Annotated in this window: 13 protein-coding genes; 5 read left to right on the forward strand and 8 right to left on the reverse strand. The window is 49.7% G+C overall.

All coding sequences use genetic code 11. From position 1 onward, the window contains the following. Nucleotides 1-46: 46 nt before the first annotated feature. Complete coding sequence (locus tag F3H97_RS13155) at nt 47-775, forward strand: GntR family transcriptional regulator (protein WP_196431617.1); 729 nt, start codon at nt 47-49, stop codon at nt 773-775. Between the two features lie 28 nt (nt 776-803). Here the strand turns inward: F3H97_RS13155 and F3H97_RS13160 are convergent, their stop codons facing one another. The 4 genes from F3H97_RS13160 to F3H97_RS13175 all read right to left on the reverse strand — a co-directional run bounded on the left by F3H97_RS13160 (nt 804) and on the right by F3H97_RS13175 (nt 5,445). Beyond that, nucleotides 804-1,907, reverse strand: coding sequence for an LCP family protein (locus F3H97_RS13160; RefSeq protein WP_074037814.1), 1,104 nt, complete (start codon nt 1,905-1,907; stop codon nt 804-806). Between the two features lie 150 nt (nt 1,908-2,057). Further along, a complete protein-coding gene (nagB, locus tag F3H97_RS13165) occupies nt 2,058-2,822 on the reverse strand; it encodes a glucosamine-6-phosphate deaminase (protein WP_159563503.1) in 765 nt (254 codons plus the stop codon). Then, the gene (nagA, locus tag F3H97_RS13170; protein ID WP_196431618.1) at nt 2,819-3,967 is read right to left on the reverse strand and encodes an N-acetylglucosamine-6-phosphate deacetylase; all 1,149 of its coding nucleotides are present in this window, start codon (nt 3,965-3,967) and stop codon (nt 2,819-2,821) included. The genes nagB and nagA overlap by 4 nt, the downstream gene beginning before the upstream one ends. A gap of 119 nt (nt 3,968-4,086) precedes the next feature. Beyond that, entirely contained in the window at nt 4,087-5,445 is a 1,359-nt protein-coding gene (locus F3H97_RS13175) for an MATE family efflux transporter (RefSeq protein ID WP_196431619.1), read from the reverse strand. A 40-nt stretch (nt 5,446-5,485) separates the two neighbouring features. Here F3H97_RS13175 and F3H97_RS13180 point away from each other — a divergent pair, with 40 nt between their 5' ends. After that, on the forward strand, nt 5,486-6,259 hold the full coding sequence (locus F3H97_RS13180) for a CHAD domain-containing protein (protein WP_196431620.1): 774 nt from the start codon (nt 5,486-5,488) through the stop codon (nt 6,257-6,259). On the opposite strand, the gene glsA is transcribed toward F3H97_RS13180, so the two are convergent. Beyond that, a complete protein-coding gene (glsA, locus tag F3H97_RS13185) occupies nt 6,256-7,197 on the reverse strand; it encodes a glutaminase A (protein WP_196431621.1) in 942 nt (313 codons plus the stop codon). The genes F3H97_RS13180 and glsA overlap by 4 nt on opposite strands. A 48-nt stretch (nt 7,198-7,245) precedes the next feature. Further along, complete coding sequence (locus tag F3H97_RS13190; RefSeq protein ID WP_167365524.1) at nt 7,246-7,410, reverse strand: hypothetical protein; 165 nt, start codon at nt 7,408-7,410, stop codon at nt 7,246-7,248. Nucleotides 7,411-7,525: 115 nt separating this feature from the next. Between F3H97_RS13190 and hemG the strand changes: the two genes are divergently transcribed. The 3 genes from hemG to F3H97_RS13205 all read left to right on the forward strand — a co-directional run bounded on the left by hemG (nt 7,526) and on the right by F3H97_RS13205 (nt 10,344). Beyond that, nucleotides 7,526-8,890 (forward strand): protoporphyrinogen oxidase, encoded by a 1,365-nt coding sequence (gene hemG / locus F3H97_RS13195; protein WP_196431622.1) that lies wholly within the window; start codon nt 7,526-7,528, stop codon nt 8,888-8,890. Next, nucleotides 8,887-9,969, forward strand: a complete 1,083-nt coding sequence (locus F3H97_RS13200; protein WP_196431623.1) for a TIGR04053 family radical SAM/SPASM domain-containing protein — start codon at nt 8,887-8,889, stop codon at nt 9,967-9,969. Before hemG ends, F3H97_RS13200 begins: the two co-directional genes overlap by 4 nt. A gap of 72 nt (nt 9,970-10,041) precedes the next feature. Beyond that, complete coding sequence (locus F3H97_RS13205) at nt 10,042-10,344, forward strand: hypothetical protein (protein ID WP_196431624.1); 303 nt, start codon at nt 10,042-10,044, stop codon at nt 10,342-10,344. 31 nt (nt 10,345-10,375) lie between these two features. Here F3H97_RS13205 and clpB read toward each other — a convergent pair whose 3' ends face one another. Beyond that, a complete protein-coding gene (clpB, locus tag F3H97_RS13210) occupies nt 10,376-12,967 on the reverse strand; it encodes an ATP-dependent chaperone ClpB (protein WP_196431625.1) in 2,592 nt (863 codons plus the stop codon). Between the two features lie 19 nt (nt 12,968-12,986). After that, nucleotides 12,987-13,856: a DnaJ C-terminal domain-containing protein gene (locus tag F3H97_RS13215; protein ID WP_196431626.1), complete on the reverse strand. Its 870-nt coding sequence runs from the start codon at nt 13,854-13,856 to the stop codon at nt 12,987-12,989. Between the last annotated feature and the right edge of the window lie 85 nt (nt 13,857-13,941).

Genomic DNA, 13,941 nt, shown 5'->3' on the forward strand with positions numbered 1-13,941 from the left:
TCGTCTATAATGAAACATACATCTTCTCAGTCAGGAGCGAAATGATATGTTAGAAATCGATAAACAATCTCCGTTACCTATTTATTATCAAATTGAAGCGTACTTAAAGCAACAAATTGATGACGGATTGTTAAAACCAGGAGACACCTTGCCTTCAGAGCGTGAATTTTCCGAGCAATTTCACGTCAGTCGGATGACGATTCGTCAAGCCATCATGAACCTCGTCAACGCCGGTTACTTGAGCCGTCAAAAAGGAAGAGGCACGTTCGTCGCGAGTCAGAAGATTGCGATGACGTTATCGGGACTGACGAGTTTTTCCGAGGAAATCAAACATCGAGGCATGCGACCGCTCAGCCGTCTCTTGTCATACGAGGTCATTCCGGCAACGGATCGCATCGCGCAGCAACTGAGCATCCCAAATCAAACACCGGTTTATGAAATGAAACGGCTACGACTCGCCGATGATCACCCACTTGCGCTCGAAACCGCCTATATTCCCGTTCATTTATTGCCTGACCTGACGCAAGATGACGCGACGGGATCGATTTATGCTTATGCCGAACAGCATGGCTTACGCCTGAAACATGCAACACAGACACTCGAAGCCCGGAGCGCCGGTCCAGAAGAAGCCAAGCTCCTCACCATTTCTCCGAATGCACCGGTCCTGTTGATTGACCAGCGAACTTATCTCGAGAACGGTGACATGTTCGAGTATAGTCGTTCACTCTTTCGCGGAGATTCATACTCCTTGACCGTCGCCATGGACCGCATATAAAAAAAGTTTGCCCGAGGGCAAACTTTTTTTATTGAGCTTCGTACGTTACCCCGCTCGGGTCTAACGTATACGACTCGAGTTCTGTATCGGACATCGGCTCGACACGATTACCGGCGTCCGCTTGTTGTACACGATAGCGCACTTCTTCAAGAAGCGGTTCGTTCAAGAAATAGTAGAAGTGTCCGTCATCTGCCCGGGCACCTTCTCCAGTCAATTGATATTGCACCGTATTGTGAAGCGCGCCAACATCTTCAATTAAACGCATATAGTCATTCGGGCCAAGTGTCGTCTGCATGTTGTCGCCAACGGCTTTTAAGACCTTATCGTAATTGTTTAGGAGTGATGTGCCGAGTGATTGTTCGAGCACGGCATTGATGACTTCCATCTGGCGTTGTCCACGACCGATGTCCCCACGTGGATCATCGTATCGATTTCGAACGTAGGCAAGTGCCTCTTCACCAGAAAGCTGTTGAAGTCCTTGTTCGATTTGAACTGTCTCACGTGACGCATCGTAACTGTTTTGTTGTGATGAGAACGGAACATCAATCTCAACGCCACCTACAGCATCAATGAAATCAACGAACCCTTGGAAGTTGAGCGAGACGACATGGTCGATTTCAACACCGACTAAATCTTCAATCGTGTTCGTCGCCATCCGCATCCCGTTGTTTGGATTCGATTCATCCATCGAACCAAAGTAGTAAGCGTGTGTGATCTTATCTTGGTCAAGTCCCGTCTTGCCATAAGGAATGTTATATCCCGTGTAGTCAATATTGACATACGAGTCACGCGGGATACTGAGCATCGTCGTCTGCTTTTCTTTCTTGTTTAAAATGACGACAATCATAACGTCCGATCGTCCAAACTCGCCACGCGCTTTCTTCTGTGGCGAAAGGTCTGTCCCTAAAACCAAGAACGTCTCCGTATCTTCTTTATCATAACGAGTCGGCTCAACCGTCGGGTCATCCTCTAATGTGACTTGGGTGCCTGACAACATATTGTGGGCTTTGTAAAACGCTGTACCGTAAATGCTAGACCCAGCAATAATCGCAATCAGCACGAGGGCACTAAATATCTTATAAAACGCAGACGGACCTGTGCGCTGTCTGCGAGCATGTGTTCTAGAATTCATATCGGTCTCCTTCGAGTCAAAATAATGAGCTTCACTCATTATAGAGGAAAGCAAGAAATTTGTCGAAAACGTTTTGATGACAAATTCATTTCTTTACATTTTCCCATAGTTGAACATAGAAAAACCCGCGGAGATGACTCCGCAGGTCCGTTAATCCCGAATGGTAAAAAATCGTGTTGCCGCTTCTTGTCCACGGGCTTGTAAGGATTCCGCACAGTGTGATGCCGCCGCCTCGTCGAGTACGACTGTCACACCAGGATGGGCCTGAAGGATCGTGGCCGGCCAGTCGACCGTCGGCACGCTCTCAATCATGTGCTGCACCGCTTCCGCTTTCCGCTCCCCTGTCGCGACCAGGACGATTTCACGTGCGTTCATGATCGTATCGAGCCCCATCGTGATGGCGTGTGTCGGTACATCTTCTAACCGATCAAAGAATCGACGATTGGCTTCCCGAGTAGACTCCGTGAGTTCGGTCACATGTGTCTTCGCATCGAGCGCTGTACCCGGTTCATTGAAGGCGATATGCCCATTCTCACCAATCCCTAAAAGCTGTAAATCGACACCGAGTGTCCGAACAAGTTCTTCATAACGTGAAGCTTCCACTTCCGGGTCCGGCGCGTCCCCTTGAGGGAGGTGACTTTGTTTGAATGGTACCTCATCGAAGAGTCGATCTTTCATGAAGCGGTTATAACTTTGAGGATGTTCGGGCGATAATCCGATGTATTCATCTAAATTGACGCTCGTCACGTGGCTACAGTCGAGCGCGTCCTGTTTAAACATCTGATACATCCCGACCGGTGTGCTACCGGTTGCGAGACCGAGTACGAAGTCATGTTTCCCTGAAATCCGTTCTTTGATTAGCGTATAGGCGATTCGTTCCGCATCGTTCGCCGTCTTTGCGACTAGTACATTCATCTTTGTTCCTCCCGTTCATATACGATTCGACCTTTAACAAAAGTCATCTGAACATGTGTCGTGTCATCCCAAACGACAAGGTCTGCATCAAACCCCGATTTGATGTCTCCTTTTGTCGTCAATCCGAATTCTTTGGCCGCATTCGTCGAAGTCATTTTGACCGCTTCTTCCACCGTACATCCCGTATATGCCTGAATGTTTCGGAAAGCAGCATCCATCGTCAACACACTGCCCGCCAGGTTTCCGGCTTGAAGTCGCGCAGCCCCATCCGCTACGATGACCGGTTGACCGCCAAGCTCATATTGTCCGTCCGGAAGTCCTTTTGCTCGCATCGCATCCGTGATGACGACAAGTTCATCTGCTCCTTTTAAGCGAAACGCGAAGTCGACCATCTCCGGACGACTATGGATCCCATCCGGAATGATTTCCGCGATGACCCCACCCTCTAAGAGACAATACCCAACCGTTCCGGGTTCTCGATGGTGCAACCCACGCATTTGGTTATAAAGATGCGTCCCGTGTTTGACGCCCGCCTGCTTGTTCTCTTCAAATGTCGCACTCGTATGGCCCGCCGAACCGATTGCACCGGTTTCGCGAAGAACAGCTTCAAACTCACGTGCACCTGGACGTTCCGGTGCATAGGTGACAAGACGGATATGACCGCCGGCAAGCTCTTGCCATTTCCGGAACTGCTCGGCGTCCGGGTCGATAATATATTCTGCCGGTTGTGCACCAGCCATCTCCACGTTGACAAATGGACCTTCCAAGTGGATTCCGATGAGTGTCGTATCCTGCGCTTCGATGACATTTCGGACTGCCTTCAATGCATGCTCAATCGCTTCTTTTGACTGCGTGATCGTCGTCGCGAAAAAGGACGTGACACCTTCCTGTAGCATGTCGTTACTCAATCGTCGAAGTTTTGATTCATCCGCATCCATCGTATCGACTTCATATCCCCCATGGATATGCACATCGATGAGACCCGGTGTCACGAGCGCTCCAGCGACATCAATCACAGGCTCATCCTGTTGTTCAAACTGGTCCATCGATCCAATCTCATCAATCGTTTGACCATTCCATCTGATATATCCACGTTCCCATGTTTGTTCTGCTGACACGATACGAGCATTGATCAATGTCCCCATCGGTTCACCACTCCTTTTTGTTTTCCTCCATGTTATCATATCGGATAAAAGTATAGTTGTATAGACCAATTTTAAATAAATAAAAGATTGTTCACATTTGCGAACAATCTTCTCCTTTTTTATGTCGATTGAACCGTCCCGTAGCGCCGGACAATCCATACTAACCGGAGGAATAACAAGACCGCTCCGGCTGCGAGTCCGGCAATCAAGCCAATCCAATAACCGTCTGGTCCAAATCCGGCGTGCTCTGCCAAGACATACCCAAGTGGTAAACCGATGACCCAATAAGCGACGAGTGAAAGGACGAGCGTGATGTTGACGTCTTTAAAACCACGTAATATCCCTTGGATCGGTGCCGCGACAGCATCTGACAGTTGGAAGAATACAGCGAAGATCATAAAGTGAGCTGCAAGGTCCACGACCGTCGGATCATTCGTATAAATAGCCGCGACCCGTTCGTTTTGCCAAAACAAAAAAGCACCGGAAAAGATAGAAACACCGAGACAGAGCGCGAGCCCGATTTTTGCATAGCGGACGGCATCCTGCAGTCGTTTCGCGCCAAGCTCATACCCCACGACAATCGTCAATGCGCTCGATGCTGAGAGTGGCAACATGTAAACAAACGAAGCGAAGTTAATCGCCGCTTGGTGAGCCGCGACGATTTGATCACCGTATGAACTGAGCAATACCGTGACCGCCGCAAAGATGCTGACTTCTGCGAAAATGGCGAGCCCGATTGGCGTCCCAAGTTGTAACAGCTCTTTTTGTCGGAGCCAAACCATTCGTTCGGTCGTCCGTAAAAACTTGTATTCGCGGAACGGCTTCCCGTTTCTCACGAAAAAGAAGGCCATGAAGAAGAGTAGCCAGTACGTGATGCTTGAGGCGATTCCCGCTCCAACTCCGCCATACGCCGGCACACCCAGTTTTCCGAAGATGAAGATGTAATTTAATCCGACATTAATGGGTAACCCTAATAGTATGAGGATCATCGAGACTCGCGTCTTGCCCAAGGCATCCATGAGCGTGCGTAGCACATTGAACAGGAACATCGGCAAGACACCGAATCCAAGGGCAAGCAAGTATTGCGTCGCGATTCGTTTCCCTTCTACACTGAGCCCCATGCTCTCGATTGCCATCGGCACAAGGAATGAACCCAACGTCAGCGTGATTACGCTTAGCATGATGGCTAAATAGATACCTTGAAACAAGGTTCGTTGAATCTGTTGACGGTCTCGCGCACCAAGCGCTTGCGAAACGATTGGGGCCACCGCCAGCAAGATTCCACTCAGTCCGGTATACACCGGCATCCACAAGCTTGAACCGACTCCGACACCTGCCAAATCGATGGCACCCGCCCGTCCGGACATGACGGTATCAAAAAAGCTAATCAAATAAAAAGACACTTGCGTGACTAAAATTGGAAAGAAAATCGTGAAGAACAGTTTGATTTTTTCGTTTAATGAATGTGTTTGGTACATGGACAACCCTCATCTCTTTTTCAGAAAGGAAATTATAATCATGAATCAACGGCATGCAGAAAAGCTTAAATTTGAACTGTTGGAAACGTGGAACACGTTCAATCACTATGTGACAGAAGCCCTCACCTTCAACAATTCCGAGGATATTCATCGCGCCCGCGTTCATCTACGGAAGTTGATCACGTTTATGCAACTATATGAAACGAAGCCGGCGACGTTCCGACAACTCAAACAATTGATGGAGGCACTCGGTCATGTGCGCGACCTCGACGTCCTCATCGAAACGTTTGATTCCAAAACCGAACTCGACCATGCGTTTCTTGAAGCGATGGAGACAGAACGTGCCATCGCACGGACGATTCTTTCGACCCGTGTCAGTGAAAAAATGACACCGTCGCTCGATCAACAAGTACGTCGTTTCATCGGCGGACCGTTATTTCGTGCGTTCAAAAAAACGAACGCCTCTCCGATGTTAGAAAAGGCGAAAAGCGAGCGCAAACAACGTGTACGCGTCTATCACGAACAATCCGATGGAAAAGAACAACTTGAAGCACTCCATAAAGTCCGTTTAGCCGTCAAACGCGAACGTTACTTACATGAGTACTTGCTAAGCTATGAATCGGATGCTTCGATGGACACTGTCCGCACGTTAAAAAAGATGCAAACTGAACTCGGTGATATGAACGACCATGACCAACTGTTAAAGCGTTGGCGCGCCTTCACCCCTCCAGCTGAACTACAGTCTGCATACGACAGAAAAATTGAAACATTACAGCAGGAACTCGATGCATCCGTGGAGCACCTCTCGATTTAGCGCGAAGTATAGCGCTCAATCAATAGTTCCAACAACTTCATTCCGGCAATCGAGTTCCCTTTTGAATCAAGTGCCGGGCCAAATATGCCAAACCCAACGTTATTCAAGTCCAGTTCGTGGTTCCCGACCGCCAAGATGGCACCCGATACCCCACTTTTTCCCGGAAGACCAACCCGGACAGCGAACTCACCCGATGCATCATACATGCCACACGTCGTCATGATGGCCTTGACGATTCGGACGACCCGACGTGGAATCAACTCTTCGCCCGTATCCGGGTCTTCTCCATTCCCTGCAAAGACACGCCCGATTCGTGCCAAATCAAAACAATCAATCTCGATGGCACACTGTTTCGTATACACATCAATGATCTCATCGACGTCTCCATCCACAATTCCATGATGACGCATGAAATAGAGCAGGGCACGGTTCAAGTCGGTCGTCTCGTATTCAGAGCGGGCGACTTTTTCGTCGTACGTGACCTCCTCGACCGAGCGATTTAACAACATCGCTAAAAACTGGCGGAACTGATAGATTTTGAGTTCTGCCGTCTCCCCCAAAATCATACTCGTCACCGCTAACGCCCCGGCGTTGATCATCGGATTCAGTGGTTTTGACGGGACCGTTTCCTCGAGTTTGGCAATGGAGTTGAATGCGTCCCCCGTCGGCTCCATCCCTACTTTCGAAAAGACATAGTCCTCCCCGAACTCCATCAATACATAACAAAGTGTGAGCGCCTTCGATACGCTCTGAATCGTAAACTTGTGATGAACATCCCCCGCGTGAATATACGTGCCATCCGGCAAACAAATCGCCACCCCGAGTAAATCGTTTTTCACATGTGCGAGTTCAGGGATATAGTCCGCCACTTTCCCTTGAGCCGTGTACGGACGACACTCATCAACCAAGTGGTTCAACTGTTGTTCGAGTACATTCATTCCATCACCTCATGTTCCATCAAATTTCAACCGGGTCATCTTATCATATTATCCGTCTGGTGGTCCATCATCTTTATACCAGTCCTCATCCGCCCAAATCATCGGTGGACTTTCCTCATCTCCAACCAACTTTTCTCCATGTCGATTCATCGCCACAATAAACCCAATTATGCCCACCATCACAAGAGTCGCAACGATGAGGAAGGAAGCCATTCCATCGTCCCCTTTCGAATTCGTGACAAATTTGTCTAGAAGTCCGTGACACTTATCCTATATCTCCGTCAACATTCTCGGTACCGTTAAGACGACAACAATTTTAGAGAAATGGGTGAATCAATTGAATCGAATCGCGATTATCGGAGGTGGCATCACCGGACTTGCCGCAGCCTATTATGCCAAAGAAGCCGGAGCTCATGTCACATTGATTGAGGCGCAGGACCGTCTCGGTGGAAAAATTAAGACCATTTATCGGGATGGTTTTACGTTAGAGACTGGACCCGACGGTTATATGGCACGAAAGCCGACCTTGACATCACTTATTACAAGTCTAGGTCTCGCAGATCAACTCGTCCGCTCCAGAACCGGGACTTCTTACATTTACGTACGGAAGCAACTGAGACAGATGCCGGCCGGATCGGTCATGGGCATCCCGACCAAGTTTTGGCCGATGGTCAAAACGGATCTCTTTACTTGGAGAGGAAAACTTCGCGCCGGATTCGATCTCGTGATTCCACGCGTGTATGCAGGAGAGGATATCTCGCTCGATCGTTTCTTTCGGACGAGACTTGGCTCCGAAGTAGTTGATACAATGATCGAACCGCTTCTGTCAGGGATTTACAACGGGACACTCGATGACATGAGCATCGAGTCTACTTTCCCTCAGTTTATCACGATTGAACAAAAAACTCGCAGTCTGATTCTCGGAATGAAAGCACTCACTCCTCCCGTCCAAGCCGGTGTAAAGCCGTCCGAGACTGGTAAGTTCCTGTCGATTGAGCAAGGACTCGGAGCACTCGTCGAGGCACTCCGTCCGTCGATTGATCGACTCATGTTAAAGACGGTCGTTCAATCCGTTCGACCTCATGAAGTCACATTTGCCGATGGGACGATCGAACAGTTTGATGGCATCATCATGGCCACATCGCCGCATGCACTCGGACCTTTGCTCGGATTCCCGGAAGCCGAACGTTTGTCATCGTTAAAACGTACCTCTTCGATGACCGTACTCGCCGCCTTCGACGAGTCAGAAGTGGATGCGTTAGATGGAACCGGCTACGTCATCGCCAAATCGGAAGGAAACGCTTTGACCGCTTGTAGCTGGATGCATAAAAAATGGCCACACCTAGCACCTAAAGGAAAAGCATTGCTCCGCATGTATATCAGTTCAGAACATGTACCGTCCCTGCTCCATGAAGAGGATGATCTAATCGCAAACTTCGCTTTAGGCGAACTTCGACGCATTCAAAAAGTCGGGACTCCCCTCTTCACGAAAGTCGAACGACACATTCAAACGATGCCACAGTATGAGGTCGGTCATAAACAGGACGTCCGCGCGTTCGAAGAAGCACTTTTGAAGTGGGACGGCGTCGAAGCGTGTGGCGCCATTCTCCATGGGGTCGGATTACCTGACTGCGTCGATTCCGCCAAACGGGCGGTCGATCACTTACATCTTCGACAGGCGGTGACGGTATGAAACGTATCGACTATAACGAGAACCCGTTCATCGTCATTTGGGAAGTCACACGGGCCTGTGCGCTCTCCTGCGTCCACTGCCGGGCAGAGGCACAATTTCATCGTTACGAAAACGAACTCGACACGGAAGAAGGGAAGGCATTGATTCGCGAGATTCATGCGATGGATAACCCGATTCTCGTCTTTACGGGCGGTGATCCTCTCATGCGTGAAGATTTATTTGAATTGACCGCATATGCTTCCTCCCTTGGGATGCGCGTCTCCATGACACCTTCAGCTACACCTCGTGTAACTCACGATGCCGTGAAACGGGCAAAAGCAGCTGGTTTGTCACGTTGGGCCTTCTCCATTGACGGACCGGACGCCGTGACGCATGACTACTTCCGCGGTACACGTGGCAGCTTCGACCGTACCATTCGAGGAATCTCATATTTCCGAGAAGAAGGGATGTCATTTCAAATCAATACGACGGTGACCGAATACAATGTCGATCGATTACCGGAAATGGCGAAGCTCGTAGAATCCCTCGGTGTGTCCGTCTGGACGCTCTTTTTCCTCGTGCCGACCGGACGTGGATCCCTGTTACAACCCATTACACCTGAGCGACATGAGGAAGTATTGAAATGGGCGTTCTCTATACAAGAGACGGCACCCTTCATCATCTCGACGACGGAAGCCCAATTTTATCGGAGAGTCGCCCGCCAAGAAAATCAGCGACGCCGGGCAGCAGGACTCCCTCCAATCGGACATCCACATGACGATTTGGCGAAAGCTCCTCGTGGGACGAATGACGGCAACGGATTCGTCTTTATCTCACATACAGGGAACGTACAGCCGTCCGGATTTTTACCGATCACCTGCGGAAACGTCCGAACGACACCTCTCGCCGATATTTATCGCCATCATCCGACATTCAAGGCACTACGTGATCCGGATAGTCATCACGGAAAGTGTGGGTATTGCGAGTATCGTTATCTATGTGGTGGTTCGCGTGCTAGAGCCTATGCGGTCACTGGCGATTTCAAAGAATCAGAACCGTACTGTATCTATCAACCAGAACGTCCTCTCGTGTCACAATAACGATTCCCATTTATTCCCTCTCCGTGTAAGATTGGCTTATATGAATCTGATGGTGAGAAGGGAGTCATATAGGTGCAGTCATTACCGATTGACGGATTGTTCTATATTGGGTTAGGTACAATTTTCATTGTTACGGCTTTACTTGGGTTCGGAATCAAGCAATTGACGAAACAAGGCATGACGGGATTTTTTGTTCTCCTCGCAACGAGTCTTGGCTTATTCTTTTGGCTACTGCTCTGGTTCCAAGAAGCGACCCGTGCCAGCTTCATGGGAACAATTCCATGGGTATTCAACTCATTTTTCGGGACGGTACTCTACCTCATTTTTATTGGGATCAGTTATTTGATTTTGAGAAGAAAACGTCGGCATACATAAAAGAGGAATCCGATTTTGGATTCCTCTTTCTTTATGCATTGACTGTCGATGGGCGTAATGTCAACGCCCCGTTCTCGACATCGATGATGACCGTTTGCCCATCCTCGACGTCTCCAGCGAGGATGCTACGGGCAAGTTTCGTCTCAATCGTCCGTTGTACATATCGGTTGATCGGTCGCGCACCAAATTGAGGTTCATATGCTTCGTCAGCAACGAACGTTTTGGCTGCATCGGTGATGTCGATATGAATCGAGCGTGTCGTGAGCCGTTCGCTCATCCGTCCGACCGCTTTCTCGACAATCTGACCGATTTGATCTTTCGTGAGCGGATGGAACAGAATCGTTTCATCGACCCGGTTCAAGAATTCAGGACGGAAATGACGACGGAGTTTGTCGAGCACTTGACGCTCTTCGTCCTCATCAATCACGCCATCTTTCGCTGCTTCGAGCAAGATGTCCGCCCCAATGTTCGACGTCATGATGACAATCGTATTTTTGAAGTCGACGATGCGCCCGTGCGAATCGGTCAATCGACCATCATCGAGCAATTGAAGCAAGATATTGAAGACGTCCGGATGCGCTTTCTCGACCTCATCGAGTAAGAGAACCGAGTACGGGTTACGGCGAACCGCTTCCGTCAACTGTCCACCTTCTTCATAACCGATATAGCCAGGAGGGGCACCGACGAGACGCGATACGGCATGTTTCTCCATATATTCACTCATATCCAGCCGAACGATATGGTCTTCTGAATCAAACATCGCTTCCGCGAGTGCTTTCCCGAGTTCTGTCTTCCCAACCCCCGTCGGTCCGAGGAAAAGGAATGAACCAATCGGACGGTTTGGATCTTTGATGCCAGCACGTGCTCGAATGACTGCATCGCTGACAAGACGAATCGCATCATCTTGCCCAAACACACGTTTATGCAAGACCGCTTCTAGATTGAGAAGCTTATCCCGCTCTCCCTCTGTCAGTTTCGTCACCGGGATCCCCGTCCATTTCGAGACGACCTCGGCGATTTCTTCTTCCGTCACTTCTTCACGCACGAGTTCACGCGTCACCGAACTCGCCAACTGTTCCGCTTCTTCTAGTTCCCGCTCAAGTTCCGGGATTCGTCCATATTTCAGTTCCGAGGCCCGGTTCAAATCATAGCGACTCTCTGCCTCTTGTAACTCGAGACGTACTTTCTCAAGGTCTCCACGGATTTGTTGCACACGGTGCGTTGACTCCTTCTCATTCTCCCAACGGAGACGTAACGAATCAGACTGTTCACGGATAGAGGCCAATTCCTGTTGGAGCGCCTCAAGTCGCTTCATGGAAGCGGCATCGCTCTCTTTTTTAAGAGCCGCCTCTTCGATTTCAAGCTGCATGACCCGACGGACCAATTCATCAAGCTCAGCTGGCATCGACTCCATCTCTGTTCGAATCATCGCACACGACTCGTCAACGAGATCGATCGCCTTGTCCGGCATGAAGCGGTCGGTGATATAGCGATTGGATAGCACAGCCGCCGCGACGAGCGCGTTGTCATGGATACGTACCCCGTGGTGAATCTCAAAGCGTTCTTTTAAACCGCGCAAGATGGAAACCGTATCCTCGACATCCGGTTCAGCGACAAGGACTTGTTGGAAACGCCGCTCAAGGGCCGGGTCCTTCTCGATATATTGGCGATACTCGTCGAGCGTCGTCGCGCCGATACAATGCAGTTCGCCTCGGGCGAGCATCGGTTTCAACATGTTACCGGCGTCCATCGACCCCTCAGACTTCCCAGCACCGACAATCGTGTGCAGTTCATCGATGAAGAGGATGATGGTGCCTTCCGCTTCTTTCACTTCGGACAAAACGGCCTGTAGACGTTCCTCGAACTCTCCGCGATATTTCGCACCGGCAACGAGGGAGCTCATATCGAGGCTGAAGATGGTTTTATCTTTCAAACTTTCCGGTACATCTCCACGAACGATGCGCTGGGCGAGTCCTTCGACAATCGCTGTCTTCCCGACCCCTGGCTCTCCGATGAGGACAGGATTATTTTTTGTTTTTCGACTTAGGATTCGAATGACGCGACGAATCTCACTGTCTCGTCCGATGACCGGATCGATTTTACCTGTCTTCACTTCTTGAATGAGGTCGCGTCCATATTTCGTCAAGACATCATATGTCGCTTCAGGCGACTTCGATGTGATGCGACGGTTCCCACGCACAGCGACGAGCGCCTCACGGAGACGTTCTTCGGTGACACCTTTACGTTCGAGCATCGTCTGTGCCTGACTGCTGTTCAACAAAATACCGAGTAGAATATGTTCGACCGATACGTACTCATCATTCATCCCCGTGGCTTCTCGTTCCGCAGTCGTCAAGACGCTTAAGAGAGAGGCTGAAATCATCGGTGTTGTCGGGTTTTGGAGTTTCGGCGCATGTTTCAGAGAAAGCGCGACTTCTCCTTCAATCTCTGACACGTTGATCTCCATTTTTTGAAACAGCAACGGCGCAATCCCGTCCGTCTGTGAAATCATTGAGGCCAATACATGCCACTCATTGATTTCGCTATGATGATACTGTTTCGCTAACGCTTGTGAACTGACAATGCATTCATGTGCTTTATCGGTGAAACGATTAAAGTCCATCACGATTCCTCCTTATCCATTAACGTTCGATTTGTTCATATACAGCCCGGTACGTCTCATCAAGCGGCAGGTCGACTTCGAGCTGCACGAACAAGTCCGACCGTACTTTCGAACCGGTCATGACACCTCGGCCCGGAATACGCATCCGTTGTCCCGGACGGCTTCCCGGTTTCACTTTCAACTTCACGCGTCCCCCGTCGAGTGTCGCAATGATGACGCTCGTCCCGTCTAAAAACTCAAGCGGTCGCAAACGCTTCACTGTCACGATATGCTCTCCTTCGCGACGATACGTATCGTCATCGGCAAAGTGAAGTTCGACATATACATCACCTCGGTTTCCCGATTGTCCGACCCGGCTTCCCTTTCCTTTCAAGCGCAACTTCTGACCTTCATAAGCACCTTGTGGAATTTTGACGTTCACGGTACCCGTTTGAAGACGCAGACTCACTTTCGAATCTTTCGTCAATTGACTAAGCGGGATGTTGACACGAACGGTCTCATCCAAGTCTTCGTCGACCGCTTGGTCAAAGAAGCTTCCGAACATATCTTCAAACCCGAACGTCCGCGAAGTCGTACGTGACCCACCGCCGAATTGTCGGAAGAGATCCTCGAATTGAGATGAGCCTTCCCCGTAAGCCTCCCCACCGCCTCCGAACCCTTGTCCGAATGACGGTCCATCTGGGCTACCATATCGATCATAGTTCGCCTTCTTCTCCGGGTCGCTCAGCACGTCGAACGCCTCTTGAATCGATTTGAAGCGATCCTGTGCCCCAGGATCTTTATTGACGTCCGGATGGTATTGTTTCGCCAGCTTCCGGTATGCGCGTTTAATCTCCTGCTCGGTCGCTCCTTTGGAAACACCAAGCTCATCGTAATAGTTTTTAGCCATATGGATTCACCTCACCTATCCCTTTCCCGTTTCTGTTAACTCTATTCTACTCATTTGGTCAAATAAGGTCAAAGATTATCCTTTC

This window comes from Exiguobacterium sp. SRB7LM, assembly GCF_015712685.1.
Taxonomy (GTDB): domain Bacteria; phylum Bacillota; class Bacilli; order Exiguobacteriales; family Exiguobacteriaceae; genus Exiguobacterium; species Exiguobacterium profundum.